The following is a 17,202-nucleotide window of genomic DNA, read 5'->3' on the forward strand; positions in this document are numbered from 1 at the left end:
CCGACTTTCAGAGTTCGGCAAGCTCCAGGGCCAAGGCCACGGCCTGGACCGATTCGGCCCGACTGAGGTCGCGGCCCAACAATGTCTCGATCTTCGCCATACGTGCTCGCACTGTGTGGCGATGAATGCCGAGCTCGGTCGCGATCGCATCCCTGACTCCCCCGGTCGCGATGAACGACCGCAGCGTCAGCAGCAGGTCCTGTTCGTCGCGTGAAGCGAGGAGCGCGCCCAGGACTCGGTCGACGAATCTCTGCGCCGCCGCCTCATCGATCGATGACAGCAGCGCCCGCACATCCGAGCTCGCGGTTTCGTGCTGCGTTCGCCACACGGTCCAGGCGTGGTGGACCTGGGCCAGTGGGATCATCTTCGTGGACAGTTCGCTGAGACCAGTGACCTCCGCGACCCGGTCGACCATGCTCACCTGATCTGCTGCGAGATCTGAGGAACCTGCGGAGTCTGCGGCATCGCGATAGATGCGATCGGTGTCTTGCCTGCCAGCCTCGATGACGCCGAGCATCGCCCCTGCACGGACCAGGAGTGTTCCGGGTCCCAGATCCCCCATCAGCGTCTCCGGGTCCTCACCGCGCACATTGCCGAAGACCGTGAACTTCACTCGCGAGACCGGAGCCAGACCGGTCTCCTGCACCCACTCGGTCCGTGCCTGAGCTGGTGTCAAGGGAGTGGTGAAGAGCGGTGACTCCGATCGCCGAGGTGGGGCCTCCGTGATGCTCAGACTCAGCAGTGCCGCTGCGGTGGAGAGAAGGAGGGCGCGGGTGCGGGTATTTCCGGTCGCCTCGGCGGGTGCGAGGATCCAGGCCCGCACCTGCTCGTCTCCGACCGGAACAGCCTCGACGATGCCCGCCTCAGTGCGCAGAAGGCGCGGGGCCATGGAGGGCTTAAGGGCCTCGAGAATGAGCTCGTGGCGCACCTGAGTCTTCGCATCAGCGCCGGTCAGTCCCCTGCCTGTGGGTGAGACGAAGTGGACAGCCGCAGCCAGCGTGCGGGCCAGATCGTCGACCAGAGCTGCGGGACCCTGATGCGCAAGGTCGGTGGCGAAGCGGCGTCCCGCGCTGCTGGCCCGGGTCAGTTCCCGGGTCGTCTCCTCCTCCCGCATTCTGGTGAAGGCATCGACGACGGCCACAAAGGGAACCGGTTCGGGCACCCCGAACAGGGCCAGCTCCTGCGCCCTCGCCTGCTCGATCAGCTTCGGTGGAAGCTCCTGCCACGGCAGGGCAGAGCCGAGACCGATGCCGAGTGCGTGGACACCCGCTCTCTTGAGGCGCCCAACATAGTCACCCACGCCGTCGCCGCTGAGGTCTTGGCCGACACCGATCGTGAGCAGGACCTCTCCCCCGGCCAGCCATTCGTCGACGGCGGGCAGCTCCGAGGAGTGCACGATCGTGACATCTTCCAGCCTGGAGTGCGGCGAATCGACGACGACATCGAGCGCGAGTTCCTGCCGCGCCCAGAGCTGACCCAAAGTGACCATGCCCCCAATACTATCCGCACTGGATACTCAATTCTCCAGATTGTCCATTGTGGATATCGGCGTGGTGTGAGCCACGTCCTAGGCTGATGGCAATCACGCACTACCGTCAGCATTCACGATTTCGAAGGAGAGCCGATGTCGACTCAACCCCTGGGACCAGCCGATTACAGCAAGACACCACGATTCGCAGGGCCACCGACCTTCGGCCTGCTCCCGCGCATCGACGAGGTCGAAGCCCAGAGGCCTGGTGAGAAGATCGACGTCAAGATCCTCGGTGTCCCCTTCGACGCCGGAGTCAGCTACCGTCCCGGTGCCCGTTTCGGTCCCGCCCACATCCGCCAGTCCTCGAAGCTGCTGCGCCCCTACAACCAGGCCACGAACGTCCACGCATTCACCTGGCAGCAGGTCGCCGACTGCGGTGACCTGGGCGTCAACCCCTTCGACATCGAAGAAGCCATCACCGAAGTCGAACGCACCGCCGATGAGATGCGCGCCGACGGGGCGAAGCTGCTCACCCTGGGCGGTGACCACACACTGGCTCTGCCGAACCTGCGTTCCCTGCACAAGACGCACGGCAAGATCGCGGTCCTGCACTTCGACGCCCACCTCGACACCTGGGACACCTACTTCGGTGCTCCATACACGCACGGCACCCCGTTCCGCCGCGCCAGCGAAGAGGGCCTGCTCGACCTCGAATCCTGCATGCATGTCGGCATCCGCGGACCCCTCTACGGCCAGAAGGATCTCGAAGACGACGCCGTGCTCGGCTTCCAGATCATCCGCAGCGACGACTACCAGTTCACCTCCGTCCAGGAAGTCGTGGCCCGCATACGCAAACGACTCGGTGACGCACCCGTCTACCTCTCCGTCGACATCGACGTCCTCGACCCGGCCGCAGCTCCGGGCACCGGCACGCCTGAGGCCGGCGGCATGACGAGTCGCGAACTGCTCAACTCGATTCGCGGACTCCAGGGACTCAATGTCGTCGGAGCCGAGATCGTCGAAGTGGCACCGGCCTACGATCACGCCGAGATCACCGGACTCGCCGCCGCCCACGTCGGCTACGAGATGCTCTCCCTGTGGGCCGCCGAGGCCAATGGTCTCACCGGTCCCTCGGGACCCAGCGGCGAAGCGCTCGGAGTCTGACCATGGCAGATGACAAGAACAGCGCCGCACCCAGCGAAGAGTTCCGCAACGGCGGTCGGGCCGTCATCGCGACTCTGGCCGCACACGGCGTCGACACGATCTTCGGGATCCCCGGCACACACAATCTCGAGTTCTACCGCCACCCGAGCGAATTCGGCATCCGGGCCATCACTCCGCGCCACGAGCAGGGTGCCGGCTACGGTGCCGACGGGTATTTCCTCGTCTCCGGCAAACCCGGGGTCGTCATCACCACCTCAGGTCCGGGACTGACGAACGTCATCACGGCTGCGGCGACCGCGTACGCGGAGTCACGACCGATGCTCATCCTCTCCCCCGGTGTCCCCACCGGCATGGAGCGCGCCGATGTCGGAATGCTGCACGAGACGAAGGACTCCTCGGGCGCACTGAACCGCCTGCTGGTCTCCTCCCAGCGCACGCGCACCGCCGAAGGTGCTGCACAGGCCGTCGCCGAGGCGTTCGCCATGTTCTCCTCGTCACGTCCCGGCCCCGTTCACATCGAGGTTCCCCTCGACGTGCTCGAGGGCGCCTGGAACGGCAGCGTGCCGACCCCGATTCCCGGACGCCGTCCCGGTCTTGATTCGCGTGTCGTCTCCCGTGCCGCCGAGGCGGTGGCCGGCGCCGCTCGCCCGCTCATCGTCGCCGGTGGTGGTGCCCGGCGGGCAAGTGCCGAGGTCAGGGCATTCGCCGAGCGACTTGACGCACCTGTGGCCACAACAGCCAACGGCAAGGGCATCATCTCTGAGACCCACCCGCTGTCGCTGGGCTCCAATGTCCGCTTCCCCAGTGTCCAGGCCGAGTCCGCTGCCGCCGACGTCCTCATCGTCCTCGGTTCCGAACTGGCTGACTCCGATCTGTGGGGCGGACTCATCGGCGCCCAGACCTCGGTCGGGATCCGCGATGAGAATTCCGCGCAGCTCGTCATCCGCTGCGATATCGACCCCGACCAGTTGGGCAAGAACCTCGGCGGGGACATCCTCGCCTGCGCAGACGCGGGCGAGTTCCTCACCACGCTGATGGCCGAGCTGGACCACGATGGGGCCACGACCACCTCGGCGAGGGATGCCGCGTCGACCGGAAGCGACCGGGTCGCGGCGATCCGAGGCTCATGGAACTCGGACTTCGATTTCGAGTCCATCGGTGCCCGCGTCACCCGCCTGGTCGAACAGGGTGCAGGACCTGCTGTCGTCGTCGCCGGGGACTCGTCCCAGGTCACCTACGACGGTTCCGTGCATGCTCTCACGGCCAGCACACCCGACCAGCTGCTCTACATGCCCGGTTTCGCGACCTTGGGCTACGGAATCCCGGCAGCCATCGGGGCGAAGCTGGCCGACAGCGCTCGACCGGTTGCCTGCATCCTCGGAGACGGGGCGGCCATGTTCTCGATCCAGGAACTGATGACGGCCAGCGAGCTGGGGTTGGGGATTCCCTTCGTCATCGTCGACAACGGCGGGTACGCCGAAATCGAGGCTCAGATGGTCGACCGGACGATCGAACCGTTCGCGGTCAAGCTCGCCCGTCCCGACTTCGCAGCCCTGGGCCAGTCCATGGGTGGGGCAGGGGTCACAATCGCTGAGTCCGACATCGACGAGATGTTGCCGGCGGCCGTCGCCGAGGCTCTGGAACGAAGTGTTCCCACCACCATTCACATCACCGTCGGGTGCTGAAGCACCCAATTAGCCGGCTGCTCACGCAGCCAATCAAGAAAGGGTCGACGTGGACTCTCTAGTCGTCATCATCTACCTCGCCGCCATGGTGGGATTCGGAATCTGGGGCCGGTACAAGGCGAAGAACCAGGACGATTTCCTCGTCGCCGGCCGCCGTCTGGGCGGGTGGCTGTACACGGGCACGATGTCCGCTGTCGTGCTCGGCGGAGCCTCGACGATCGGCGGCGTCGGACTCGGCTACACCTCGGGACTGTCGGGGATGTGGCTGGTGTTCAGCATCGGCCTGGGCATCATCCTGCTCTCGTTGTTCTTCGCCCCGAAGATTCAGAAACTGGAGATCTACACGGTCTCGCAGATGCTGGAGCTGCGCTACGGGAAGGGCTCCCGCCTGGTCTCGGGCACGATCATGACCGCCTACGGGCTGATGATCTCCACGACGTCGACGGTCGCCTATGCGACGATCTTCCATGCGCTCTTCGACCTCAATAAGTTCTGGTCGGTGCTCATCGGCGGCGGCATCGTCATCCTCTACTCGATGCTCGGGGGAATGTGGTCGATCACGCTGACCGACTTCGTGCAGTTCTTCATCCAGACCATCGGCATCTTCCTCATCATGCTCCCGGTCGTGCTGAGCAAGTCCGGCGGCATCGGAGAGCTGTTCTCCTCACTGCCGGCCGAGCAGACCAGCCCTGTGGGCATCGGCTGGCAGGCGATTCTGGGCTACATCCTCATCTACACTCTGGGGCTGCTCATCGGCCAGGACATCTGGCAGCGCGTGTTCACCGCACGCAGCCCGGGTGTGGCCAGGTGGGGCGGTCTGTCCGCTGGCGTCTACTGCCTCCTCTACGCCGTGGCCGGTGCGCTCATCGGCATGGCCGCAACGAAGATCGTTCCCGGCATCGAGGTCCAAGACGATGTGTTCGTCGCCGTCGTCGATGCTGCGATGTCACCCCTGCTGGGCGGATTCGTCCTCGCCGCGGCACTGGCAGCGATGATGTCGACGGCATCCGGCTCACTCATGGCCGCCGCGACCGTCTGCCGCCAGGACATCGTCGAACCCCTGCTGGCTCGCAAGGACATCGCTCCGGCGACGAAGGACGTGCCCGATTCGACACCAGAGGGCGCGACCCAGACCGACGGCGTACCGACCTACGGCTCGAGCAGCACGAAGTCGACGCTGGTGAAATCTTTGGTGCGTGAGACCGGCGATGAGATCCGCGATTCTCGCATCTACCTGATCGGCCTCGGCGTCGTCACCCTCATCCTCGCGATGATCATGCCCAGTGTCGTCGAGGCACTGACGGTCGCCTACAACCTGCTGGTGGCCGGACTCTTCATCCCCATTCTCGGCGGGCTGATCTTCAAGCGCGGCAACATCGTCGGTGTCATGGCGGGCATGATCCTGGGCTCGCTGACCACGATCGTCATCATGATCACGATGGGCATCTACTCCAACGAGGCCATCTACCTGGGCCTCATCGCCTCGCTGCTCGGCTACGTCATCGGTTCGCTGGTGACGAAGCCGACGCCTCCAGAGGTCATGGCCGCCTGGAAGGAACGCCTGAACCGCTAGTCAGCATCCGCACTGGCTGCCAGCGGGCCGGTCGTTCGAGTCTGCACCGAGAAGGTGCCGGCTTGGACGACCGGCCCGCTTTCATCTATATTCGAATGGTCAGGCCGGTGACAACGTCGATTCCGGTTGCTGCCGAACAGCCGGCGCTCGAAAAAGGAGCGCGAAGCCGCGGACAACGCGTGTGAGACATATATGGATCGTTCACTTCCATATCTCTCATTCGCGAAAGGCCCCGCATGGCTCACACTTCTGCCCACGTCGCTCACACCCTGGCCCACCACATCGATGAGGTCTTCGGACTCATGGGCAACGGCAACGCCTACTTCCTCGATGCTCTGCTGACCTCCACCTCGGCGACCTATACTGCCGTTCGCCACGAGGCCGGCGCGGTCGTCGCCGCCGATGCGCACTTCCGCACCTCCGGGCGAATCGCTGCGGCCACCACAACCTACGGGGCCGGGTTCACGAACACACTCACCGCACTGGCCGAGGCCGCGCAGGCCAAGGTTCCGCTCGTCCTCGTCGTCGGTGATGAGCCCACGTCCGGACCTCGCCCGTGGGATGTCGACCAGATCGCCATGGCCTCGGCCGTGGGCGTGCGCACCTACACCGTGGGGCGCGTCGATGCTGCGGCCGCGACTGTCACGGCCATCGAGCACGCGCTGACGTACCGTGTGCCCGTCGTCCTGGCGATCCCCTACGATGTCGCGACCCTCGACATCGGCGAGATTCCCTCTGTCCCGGGACCTGGTCAGCCCACTCCCCTGGCGCCGTCGTCCGAATTCGTACAGACCTCACTCGCTCGCTTGGCCTCCACCCTCGCCGAGGCGGAGCGACCAGTTCTGCTGGCCGGGCGAGGCGCGTGGTTGGCGGGGGCAGAAGAGGAACTCGGCGCCCTGGCAGAGGCCACCGGGGCATTGACTGCCACGACTGCTCTGGGCCGAAACGTCTTCCCTGATGACGAGTTCGACCTGGGTGTGGCCGGAGGCTTCGGAGCCCCGGAGGCGATGGAACGAATCCATGAAGCCGATGTCGCCGTCGTCTTCGGGGCCTCGCTCAACCAGTTCACCATGCGCTTCGGCGAACTGTTCCACCCGTCGACGACTGTCTGGCAGATCGACACCGACGATCGGGCAACGAATGCCAGGGTCGGCGGTTTCATCCGCAGCGACGTGAAACTTGCCGCGGGTGAGCTGGTTTCTCGCTTGGAAGCTGCCGGATCTCAGCCGAGCGGGTGGCGCGAAACCGTGGACACAGCTTCCGACCGGGCCTATGAGATGGGGACGGAGTTTGCTGAGGACGGTCGCCTGGACCCGCGTGCAGCCGCTGCGAGACTCGGAGAACTGATGCCCGAGGACCGCGTCGTTGTCTCCGACGGCGGTCACTTCATCGCGTGGGCGAACATGTTCTGGGAACCCAGCGCACCCGACCGGTTGGCGATGGTCGGCACCGCGTTCCAGTCGATCGGACTCGGCTGGCACAGCGTCGCCGGGGCTGCCCGGGCCAATCAGGATTCGACGATCGTTCTCACCACCGGCGACGGGGGCGGCGCCATGGCGTTGTCCGACCTCGACACCGCCATCCGTTCAGCCGGAGGCCGCGGCATGGCCGTAGTGTTCAATGATGCCGCCTATGGCGCCGAGGTGAACCTGTACGGTCTCAAAGGGCTGGATAAGTCGCCGATGCTCATCGACGAGATCGACTTCGCAGCCCTGGGCAGCGCTGCCGGAGGACAGGGTGTCGCGGTTCGCTCGCTGGCTGATCTCGAGGTCGTCAACGAGTGGAAGGCGACTCCGGTCGACGAACGGAAGTTCCTGGTCCTCGACCTGCGGATCTCGGGTGCGGTCATCGCGCCGTACCAGGAGGAAGTCATTCGTGTGAACTCGTAGGGGCGCGGGCGGCTCAGTCGCGATTCCGGACGCGAAGAAGCCCGGTGACTCAGAACTCTGAGTCACCGGGCTTCTTCCATGGGTGGAGATGGCGGGAATCGAACCCGCGTCCGTCGGCAGATTGTCAGGACTTCTCCGGGCGCAGTTCGTGAAGTAGTTTCTTAGGTTCTGGCCCTCACACGAACATGTGGACCAACGAACGGAGTTGAGTAAAAGTCCCTCAGATACCCTCAACAAATATCTGAAGCAGTGGCTCCCTAAGCGACGCCAGGACCTAGAGTGGAAGCAACTCTAGACTGACGGATTCGCAGCTCGGCCTAATCAGGCAGCGAGGGCGAAATCGGTGCGGTTATTAGACTTAGCACCTATTGTTTTGCAGAGGACATTAACGAGATGACTCTACATTCTCGGCCCGCTTCTCCCGTCGCAGTGTCCGACGTCGAAACCGATCATCCCCATATTCTTTTACCAAACCTGCCCAGCTCATTCACCTGCATAAACAGGCTCATGCGCTGACCAGAATAACCAGCATACTCGTAGAACACCAGTCGATCCAATTGCATTCCCACGAACGGAAATCCGGTTCGCCGGCGGTGTCGACTGGGTCAGCTCAGAGGAACTGCTTGGACTTGATGGCGCGCTCAGCCTCACGCTTGTCCTGTGCCTCACGCAGCGCCTGACGCTTGTCCCATTCGCGCTTGCCCTTGGCCAGAGCGATCTCGACCTTGACGCGCGATCCGTCGAAGTACAGTTCCAGCGGAATGAGTGTGCGTCCCGATTCCTTGACCTTCTGCGACAGCCGCAGAATCTCGTCACGGTGCAGCAGCAGCTTCCGCCGGCGACGAGCGGTGTGGTTCGTCCATGTCCCCTGTGCGTATTCGGGAATGTAGACGCCCTCAAGCCACGCTTCGTTCTGGAAGATCAACGCGAAACCGTCTGTCAGCGATGCCCTGCCCTCTCGCAGCGACTTCACTTCGGTTCCGCTCAGCACGAGACCGGCCTCCCACGTATCTTCGATGAGATAGTCGTGGCGTGCCTTGCGGTTCCTCGCAATGACTTTCTTACCAGTTTCCTTCGGCATGTCCGGCCTCCTTCCTGTGTCTCGGTGCAGTGTGTCCGGCCTCGATTGTCAGCCCCTGAGGAGTGCTCAATCGCGTAGACACGCAGACCAACTACTCTAGCTCAATGATGTCGCGCACGAAAGGCCAGAATCACATTCAACCGGGAGCCACCTCGGCGAGGTCAGGTTCTGAAGGACGATGACCGTCGTCAGGAGATGTAGGGCATCGGGTCGACGTAGCCGCCGTTCTTCATGATCTCGAAGTGCAGGTGGCAGCCGGTGGAGGCACCGGTCGTGCCCGAATCCGAGATGACCTGACCCTTCTTCACCTTCTGCCCGTCACGGACCTTGAGGTCCGTGTTGTGGTTGTACGTCGAGGCGATCGAGTCGCCCTTGATCTTTCCGTGGGAGATCACCACGCGGTTGCCGTAGCCGCCGGTCCAACCGGAGATCACGACGATGCCATCGCCTGCTGCACGGATCGGTGTGCCGCAGGGAACGCCGAAGTCGGTGCCCGAGTGCAGCTTCTTGGCTCCGGTGATCGGGTGGATGCGGTACCCGAATGGTGAAGTGGTGGGATAGCCCTTGGCAGGGTTGGCCAGTTCGCCGTCGCCGTAGACGAATTTGCCCTTCTTCTCCTGATCCTTCTCCCAGTCGCGGACCTTCTTCGCCAGGCGATCCTGCTCGTCCTGTTCCTTCTGCAGCTGTTCCTCGGTCTCGGCCTTGTTATCCGAGATCGTCTTCTCAGCATCGTCCTTCGTGGTGATGATGTCGTTGAGGCTGTCGGACTTCTTCTTCGCGTCGATCTGTGCGGCTTCCTTGGCCAGCACCGCCTCGGCGGCTTCGTCCTTGAGGTCCGAGATCTCATCGGTGACACCGGAGAGGCGCTCTTCGTTGTTCTTGTTCACCGCTCGCTGCTCGGAGAGGGTGTCGATCGTGCGCTGCTGCGATCGCACGGCGGAGTCCACCCGCCCGATTCCGCCGTCGGCGCTTGTGCCCTCGGCCATCTGTAGCAGCATCGCCAGGTCGGAGGTGATGCCGGAGTTCTGGTAGGCCTGTCGCCCGATGCGCGCGGCCGAGGTCTTGTGCTTGTCGATCTCCTCTGCGCCGTCCTTGATCGAGGTCTTGAGATCCTTCTGGGCATTCTGCGCCGAGGTGAGACGGGCTGCCATGGCATCATCGGTCTCGATGGCTTCGGCCAGAGCGTCATCGGCCTTCTTCGACGCGGCTTCGGCGTCGGGCAGCTTCTCCTCGGCGGCATCGCGTTCGGCGATGACTCGGGCCAGGTCCTCGTCGAGGCCCTCGAACTCCTGCTGGAGCTCCTTGACCCGCTCATCGACCTTGCTCTTGTCATCGCGAGGGTTGGCCCCCGCCGAGGTGACGGGCATGATGACGGCCAGCACTGCTGCTGTGAGAACCAAACCGAGTCTGCGCTTCATCTCAGACCTTCGTGTACTTGTTCAGGGTGATCAGGGACGATGCCCCGGCCATGATCACACCGATGGCGATGAGGATCGGTGCCACGATGAGGACGTTGACTCCCGAGATCAGGCTGAAGCCGGTCGCCTGACCCTCCAACCAGCCGCTGACGCCGAAGTGGACGAGGAGGCCCAGCGCACCGGCGGACAGGGTCGCACCGATCGCCGAGGCGATGACGCCTTCGAGCAGGAACGGGAGTTGGATGAAGGTGTTCGAGGCACCCACCAACCGCATGATTCCCGTCTCACGTCGCCTGGAGAACGCAGAGAGTCGGATGGTCGTGGCGATGAGCAGCATGGCGCACAGCAGCATGATGCCGGCGATCGCGACCGCGACGACGGTGGCGATGTTGAGCACACCGAAGAGACGGTCGAGAAGCTGGTTCTGGTCAACGACTTCTTCGACGCCCTGAGTCGAGGAGAACGATTCCTTGATGATGTCGTATTTCTCGGCGTCCTTGAGCTTGACCCTGAACGACTCGTTCATCTCGTCTTCGGGAACGGTGCCTTCGAGGCTGGTGCCCTTGAACTGGTCTTGGAAGTGCTCGAATGCCTCGCCTTTGTCCTCGAAGTAGACCTCGTCGACATAGGGGGCAAGCTCAGAGCTTTCGAGCTGGTCTTCGATGTTCTTCTTCTGCGTATCGGTGGCTTCGCCCTCGACGCAGTTCGTGGCCTCCGAATCCGGTGGGCACAGGAAGACAGAGACCTGGACACGGTCGTACCAGTAGTCCTTCATCTGCCCGACCTGCATCTGCAGCAAAATCGCGGCGCCGACGAAGAGCAGGGACACGAATGTCACGAGCACCACGGATAGGACCATGGAGACGTTCTTGCGCAGCCCCGACCAGACCTCGGAGAGGATGAATCCGGCCCTCATGAGGCGACTCCGTAGGTGCCTTCTTCGACATCGCGGACGATTGTTCCCTCGGAGAGTTCGATGACTCGCTTGCGCATCCGGTTGACGATCTCTCCGTCGTGTGTGGCCATGAGCACTGTGGTTCCGTTGCGGTTGATCTTCTCGAGCACCGACATGATGTCGGCACTGGTGGTCGGGTCGAGGTTGCCTGTGGGCTCGTCGGCGAGCAGGATGCCTGGCTTGTTGACGACGGCGCGGGCGATGGCCACGCGCTGCTGTTCACCACCGGAGAGTTCGTTGGGGTAGCGCTTCTCCTTGCCGGCCAGTCCCACTGTCTCGAGCACATCGGGGACCAGGGTCGACATGGCGGCCCGGGACTTGCCGATGACCTGGAGGGCGAAGGCGACGTTGGCGAAGACGGTCTTGTTCGGCAGCAGGCGGAAGTCCTGGAACACGGTGCCGACCCCCCGCCGCAGGTAGGGTACCTTCCAGCTGGGCATCTTGACGACCGATTTTCCGGCGATGTGGATCCGTCCGGCACTGGGGACCTCTTCGCGCAGGATGAGGCGGATGACCGTGGATTTACCCGAGCCCGAAGCGCCGACGAGGAACACGAATTCTCCACGCTCGGCCTCGAACGAAATGTCGTCGAGTGCTCGGCGGGAGCGTGCGTCGTAGGACTTCGAAACTGAGTCGAATTTGATCAAGAGGTTCTTCAATCATGTCGCGGATGGCTCGGCCGCTTCCACTGTACGTAACAGCTCCGTGATGTTCGGGGAGGCTTAAGGGCGTGTGTTGCGCATTGGAGGAAGTTCACAGCCGCCGAGGCAGTGCGTTAACGAGGTGATTCGTGAACTAGTCGAGCAGCCGAAGGTCATTCAGACTCTTCGGCCATCTCCTGCTCTTTGCGCCAGCGGATGCCAGCTTCGATGAGGCCGTCGAGGTCACCGTCGAAGACGTTCGACGGGTTGTTGACCTCGTAACCGGTGCGCAGGTCCTTGACCATCTGGTACGGGTGGGTGACGTAGGAACGCATCTGGTCACCCCAGCTGGCCTTGATGTCACCGGCCAGTTCCTTCTTCTGCGCTGCCTCTTCCTTGCGTTTGAGGTCAAGGAGGCGGGACTGGAGCACGCGCATCGCGGCTTCGCGGTTCTGGATCTGGGACTTCTCGTTCTGCATGCTCACGACGACGCCGGTGGGCTCGTGCGTGATGCGCACAGCCGAGTCGGTCGTGTTCACGGACTGACCGCCTGGGCCCGAGGACCGGTAGACGTCGATGCGCAGATCGTTCTCATCGATCTCGACATGGTCTGTGGACTCGATGAGCGGGACAACCTCGACGGCAGCGAAGGAGGTCTGACGACGCCCCTGGTTATCGAAGGGGCTGATGCGCACGAGACGGTGCGTGCCTGCCTCAACGGACAGTGTTCCGTAAGCGTAGGGGGCGTTGACCTGGATGGTTGCGGACTTGATGCCCGCACCTTCGGCGTAGGAGGTGTCAAGCTGCTGCACGTTGTATCCGCGGTTCTCGCCCCAGCGGATGTACATGCGGATGAGCATCTGCGCCCAGTCGGTGGCGTCGTCGCCGCCGGCACCGGAGCGCACGGTCACGACAGCGGAGCGCTCATCGTATTCGTGGTTGAGCAGGGTCGAGATCTCGAGCTCGGCCAGCTGGTCGTGGAGCTTCTTGAGATCGCGTTCGGCTTCGACCTTCGAGTCCTCATCGCCTTCATCCTCGGACATCTCGATGAGCAGCTCGGCATCGTCGATGCGCTCACCGAACTTCTCGAGCTTCTCCAGGGTTCCCTGCTTGTGCGAGAGGGTGGCCGAGATCTTCTGCGCGGAGTCCGGATCGTCCCAGAAGGACGGCGCCGATGCCTGCTCCGTCATTTCGGCGACCTCGGAGCGAAGGTTGTCCAGATCGGACACGTCCAGGATCGCTTTGTAGGTCTGACGGAGGTTGGCGATTTCAGCAGAATAATCAAGGGCCATAATGAGCCCAGCCTAGTACATCGCGGCCCTCAGGCTTGAATCCTCGCCCTTCAACCCCGCCGTCAACCGGCGCCGAGGTGGCACGACCGATCGTGCCACCTCGGCGTCGGAATGGGGTGTGGTCAGAACCGGAGAATCAGGCCGACACCGGCTCTGCGGCAGCACTCCAGGTATCGGGCCCGAAGACCTCGAAGTGGACGTTGCCGGCGGGGACATCGAGTTCACCGAGCCCACGTCGCACCGCGTTCATGAACGGCGGTGGACCGCACAGGTAAACCTGCGCGCGCAGGTCCACACCAACCTCGGCGAGGTTGATGAAGCCCTCGTGGACGGTGTCGGTGGCCGGGCGAGCACCGAGCTGTTCGTACCAGTGGTGCATCTGCGCGCCAGGCAGCTGGTTGACCAGTTCCGCCATCTCCTGCCTGTGCGCGTGGGAAGCCATCGACTGGTCGGCGTGGAGAACTGTGACCGGGCGGGTTGACTCGGCCTGGACCAGGTGATTGAGCGCCCCGATGATCGGCGTGCAGCCGATTCCGGCCGAAACCAAGAGCAGCGGCTCATCGGCTTCTTCGACGACGAGGTCGCCATAGGGCAGGGAGCAGCGCAGGGTGTCACCTTCGAAGACGTTGTCGTGGATGAAGTTCGAGACCTCTCCGGCAGGAACACCCGACTCGGCACGGCCTGGCTCGGCCTTGATCGTCACAGCCCACGACGTGCGGTTCGAGGTTCTGGTCAGAGAATACTGGCGAATCTGCTGTGCACCATCGGGAAGCGCCACCTGGACGGACAGGTACTGCCCCGGCTGCGCCTCGGGCAGCGCCGCTCCGTCTTCGCGGGCAAGTTCGAGACTGACGGTGGTCGGAGACTGTTGGGTCCGTGCGACCACAACCAGCTCACGCCAGACATCGCCGGGGTCGACCTGGAAGCGGGCGTAGAGCCCCTTCTCCGCTCTGATCAGCGAGTCGGCCATGTCCCAGTAGACCGCCGTCCAGGCGTCGACGACGTCGGAGGTCGCGGCGTCCCCGAGAACCTCGGCGATGGCAGCGAAGAGGTGTTCGTAGACGATGGCGTACTGATCTTCGGTGATCCCTAAGGACGCATGCTTGTTCGAGATCCGGCTCATCATGGCGTCGATGTTCGGCGCATCGTCACTGACCAGAAGCGTCGCATAGGCGGCGATCGCGCCGGCCAGCGCCTTCTGCTGCTCCCCCTGCGCCTGGTTCCCGCGATTGAAGAGGTCACGCTCCAAGTCCGGGCGGGCGGCGAACATGCGCGAATAGAAGATCGGGGTGATCTCGCCGATCGAGGCTCCTACGACCGGCAGGGTCTCGCGGATGACGGAAAGTGCGGGTTGGGAAATCACATCTGCCCCTTTCGTGATGCCAGAGCACCACGTGGCTGCAACGGCCTTTCCAGGTCGTCCGGTTGATTGGGTGCTTTCGACGTTACTACGCTCCGTAGAATATTTTCTACAAGCCGTAGAAATGAAAAATCTCAATCCAAGATGCGGACGCCAGGTGACTCTCGGCCCGGCTCCTTGACCTTGCCCTCGACTGGCCGCGGGCGCCACCCTGAGAGGAAGCGCAACTCCGCCTCAGGGTGACCCAAGCACAATTGAGCGCCACCAGCAGGAGAGCAAGTCATCCCGCCGGTGACGCGGCCCACGGTGGGCGAGGCTTGAGCAGAAAGCCACTGCAACAGTGATGAGAATCTATACCGGATCACGGGAATGTGCAATGCGGATGCAATGACGAGCCGGCGCGCAGTCCCACGCCTGAAACTACATTTATGGCATTCGGTCTTCGCACACAGAGTTATCCACAGATTCAAGAAAACGCTGGATTCTTCTTTCGACTACAGATAGGTTAAAAACAAATCCAGCTGTTAAAAATGTGATTCGTATTCTGGACGCCAGGGGTTCAACGTGGAAGCCACCGAGGTCATCAAGAGCGAAGTGCACAAGAGGATCAGAGACCTCGATGTGGACCCTCGCACCGATATGCAGCGCTCGCGAGAGGTCATTCGCACGGTCATCTCTGAGTACGACGAGCGCAGCCTGGTCGCGGATCTTCCGCCCTTGAAAGACAAAGAAGCAACGTTTCGTTCCATCGACAATCAGCTCTCGGGCTTCGGCGCACTGCAAGACTATTTCGATGATGCCCGGGTCGAAGAGATCTGGGTCAACAGCCCATACAGGTGCATCGTCGCAGGTGATACAGCTATACACTTGTCCGAGTCCGCGAGGAGTCCGCAGGAGTCCCAAATGCCTCCTCGAAGATGGACTCTACAGCCCCCCTCGTCCTCTCCTCAGAGTTCGGCCACAGGTGCGAATACGTGTCGAGAGTAACCGATGCCGACTTGTGCCCCATTGCCCGCTGCACTGCCACGACATCGACCCCCGCCGCGATCAGCCCTGATGCGAAGTAGTGCCTGAGGTCGTGAGAGGTGTAGTCGAGCCCCGCAGCCTTTGCCGCCTTGGCGAACCTGTACTCATGAAGCCTCGGCCACATCGGCCCACCGTCCCGGCCAAGTAGCAGCCATTGTTCATCGCCATAGGTGCCGAAGTCCTTCACGTGCCTCGATATCTCATGCAGTACCGACTGGGGTAGGTGCACCGTCCGGTCGGAGTTGTACTTGGGTGCTCGGATCTCGACGGGGTGCGGGGACTCTCGTTGCACTTGGCGTCGGACGTGGAGTTGCCGGCGCATGAAGTCGATGTCGCTGAGCTGTAGTCCGCAGACTTCTCCTTGCCGTAGGCCGGCGAACGCACCGACGAGAAAGGCCACCCGGAAGAACGGCTCTGAGGCGTCCATGAGCGCCCGTAGTTCCTTGGCGTTGGGAATGTTCATTGTGGATGCCTTGGAGGCTATGGTGGGCCTCCTGACGCCGGTGGATGGGTCGAATGCGAGGAGCCTGTCGCCGACTGCGGCTTTGAGTACGGCGCGCATGAGTCCGAGCCTGTTGGCGATGGTTTGGGGTGCGAGTCCGTCTGTCGACATTTTCTTGACCCATGTCTCGACGTGGGATCGCTTGATTTTGAGTAGGGGTGTGTTCCCGAAGGTCACGGTGGCGGCGACGGTTTCGTAGCTTGCTCTTGTGCCTCGGGTCCAGAGTTGCCTTTTGGCCCAGCTGGCGTAGAAGTCGGTGAACGAGATGAGGCCGGCTTTGGGGTCGATGTAGTCGCCGCGGACGACGGAGGCGGTTACGGTGTCGAGCCATTGCTGCGCGTCACGTTTGGTTTCGAAGTGGCGGGCGTGTTCCCTGCCCTCGCTGTCGCGGTAGCGGGCGCGCCACTTGCCGTTGTCACGTCTCTTGATCGAAGCCATCGCGCTGCCTCCGGTTCGCGTGTTTCTCGGTGATCTGCTCCATCATCTGCCGGTACCGTTCCTCGTTTTCAGGGTCGCGTAGTTGCCTCCAGTCGTCTCGGAGGATTCGCAGGTCGCCCCAGTCGCTAACGTCGACCGGGCTGTCATCGCCCTCGTCCAGTTCTTCGAGTCGGCTGGTATCGAGCTCGTCGGAAAGGATGTGGTCGACGACGTCTTTGAGCGTGAGGTTCGCGGCATTGATGATGTCACGCTTCACGATGGACCGCTTCGACTCGGGGATCTGCTGCATCACCTCGGGGTCGTCGATCGCCTGTCCGGTGAGGAATACCCTCTGCCGTCGCGCTGCCCACTCGATGAGTGCCTCGAGGAGCCGGTCGGAACCACGATTCGCTTCTGCGAGTTCGCGCCTGATCCAGACGTACAGATCGGAGCCGGCCTGGTCTTCGAGCAGGTCCAGGACGGATACACCGAGGATCATTGCGAGGTCTCGACCCTCTGGCAACTTCAGCGACCGTTCGCCCTTCTCGACGGCCCAGACTGTCGCCTGTGACCACTTGTGGCCCAGTTCCTTCATCTCTTTCGCGACCACAGTCTGCGCGGTGGACCCACGCGCCGACTTCACGCGTTCACCGATCGCCTGATCGTCAGGTCTCTTGCTCCCAGTTTCGGACATACACATCAGTGTACTAGAAAATCCATTAACAGGT

The 17,202-nt window shown here is 62.9% G+C and carries 13 protein-coding genes and 1 other RNA gene; 4 read left to right on the forward strand and 10 right to left on the reverse strand.

Annotated elements, in window-relative coordinates; all coding sequences use genetic code 11:
• Positions 1 to 7 precede the first annotated feature (7 nt).
• Positions 8 to 1,489, reverse strand: coding sequence for a PucR family transcriptional regulator (locus CXR25_RS13550; RefSeq protein ID WP_069600629.1), 1,482 nt, complete (start codon positions 1,487 to 1,489; stop codon positions 8 to 10).
• 135 nt (positions 1,490 to 1,624) lie between these two features.
• On the opposite strand from CXR25_RS13550, the gene speB reads away from it, so the two are divergent.
• The 4 genes from speB to CXR25_RS13570 all read left to right on the forward strand — a co-directional run bounded on the left by speB (position 1,625) and on the right by CXR25_RS13570 (position 7,782).
• Positions 1,625 to 2,635: an agmatinase gene (gene speB / locus CXR25_RS13555; protein ID WP_009881961.1), complete on the forward strand. Its 1,011-nt coding sequence runs from the start codon at positions 1,625 to 1,627 to the stop codon at positions 2,633 to 2,635.
• 2 nt (positions 2,636 to 2,637) lie between these two features.
• Positions 2,638 to 4,320, forward strand: a complete 1,683-nt coding sequence (locus CXR25_RS13560; protein WP_125240633.1) for a thiamine pyrophosphate-binding protein — start codon at positions 2,638 to 2,640, stop codon at positions 4,318 to 4,320.
• 49 nt (positions 4,321 to 4,369) lie between these two features.
• On the forward strand, positions 4,370 to 5,893 hold the full coding sequence (locus CXR25_RS13565) for a sodium:solute symporter family protein (protein ID WP_164513973.1): 1,524 nt from the start codon (positions 4,370 to 4,372) through the stop codon (positions 5,891 to 5,893).
• A 236-nt stretch (positions 5,894 to 6,129) separates the two neighbouring features.
• A complete protein-coding gene (locus CXR25_RS13570) occupies positions 6,130 to 7,782 on the forward strand; it encodes a thiamine pyrophosphate-binding protein (protein WP_009881957.1) in 1,653 nt (550 codons plus the stop codon).
• 80 nt (positions 7,783 to 7,862) lie between these two features.
• On the opposite strand, the gene ssrA is transcribed toward CXR25_RS13570, so the two are convergent.
• From ssrA to CXR25_RS13620, 9 genes are all read right to left on the reverse strand, one after another.
• Positions 7,863 to 8,239, reverse strand: a transfer-messenger RNA (tmRNA) gene (gene ssrA / locus CXR25_RS13575).
• Positions 8,240 to 8,392: 153 nt separating this feature from the next.
• A complete protein-coding gene (smpB, locus tag CXR25_RS13580; RefSeq protein WP_009881955.1) occupies positions 8,393 to 8,863 on the reverse strand; it encodes an SsrA-binding protein SmpB in 471 nt (156 codons plus the stop codon).
• A gap of 188 nt (positions 8,864 to 9,051) precedes the next feature.
• Positions 9,052 to 10,281 (reverse strand): M23 family metallopeptidase, encoded by a 1,230-nt coding sequence (locus CXR25_RS13585; RefSeq protein WP_009881954.1) that lies wholly within the window; start codon positions 10,279 to 10,281, stop codon positions 9,052 to 9,054.
• Between the two features lies 1 nt (position 10,282).
• A complete protein-coding gene (gene ftsX, locus CXR25_RS13590; RefSeq protein WP_009881953.1) occupies positions 10,283 to 11,197 on the reverse strand; it encodes a permease-like cell division protein FtsX in 915 nt (304 codons plus the stop codon).
• Positions 11,194 to 11,883 carry a cell division ATP-binding protein FtsE gene (gene ftsE, locus CXR25_RS13595; protein ID WP_096158854.1) on the reverse strand — a complete coding sequence of 230 codons (690 nt, stop codon included), beginning with the start codon at positions 11,881 to 11,883 and terminating at the stop codon, positions 11,194 to 11,196. The genes ftsX and ftsE overlap by 4 nt, the downstream gene beginning before the upstream one ends.
• A 167-nt stretch (positions 11,884 to 12,050) precedes the next feature.
• Positions 12,051 to 13,169, reverse strand: coding sequence for a peptide chain release factor 2 (gene prfB, locus CXR25_RS13600; RefSeq protein ID WP_069600633.1), 1,119 nt, complete (start codon positions 13,167 to 13,169; stop codon positions 12,051 to 12,053).
• Positions 13,170 to 13,305: 136 nt separating this feature from the next.
• Positions 13,306 to 14,532, reverse strand: coding sequence for a globin domain-containing protein (locus tag CXR25_RS13605; protein ID WP_125240634.1), 1,227 nt, complete (start codon positions 14,530 to 14,532; stop codon positions 13,306 to 13,308).
• A gap of 856 nt (positions 14,533 to 15,388) precedes the next feature.
• The gene (locus CXR25_RS13615) at positions 15,389 to 16,495 is read right to left on the reverse strand and encodes a tyrosine-type recombinase/integrase (protein WP_125240635.1); all 1,107 of its coding nucleotides are present in this window, start codon (positions 16,493 to 16,495) and stop codon (positions 15,389 to 15,391) included.
• On the reverse strand, positions 16,473 to 17,168 hold the full coding sequence (locus CXR25_RS13620; RefSeq protein ID WP_125240636.1) for a hypothetical protein: 696 nt from the start codon (positions 17,166 to 17,168) through the stop codon (positions 16,473 to 16,475). Before CXR25_RS13620 ends, CXR25_RS13615 begins: the two co-directional genes overlap by 23 nt.
• Between the last annotated feature and the right edge of the window lie 34 nt (positions 17,169 to 17,202).

Source organism: Brevibacterium aurantiacum (genome assembly GCF_003932995.1).
Lineage (GTDB): Bacteria > Actinomycetota > Actinomycetes > Actinomycetales > Brevibacteriaceae > Brevibacterium > Brevibacterium aurantiacum.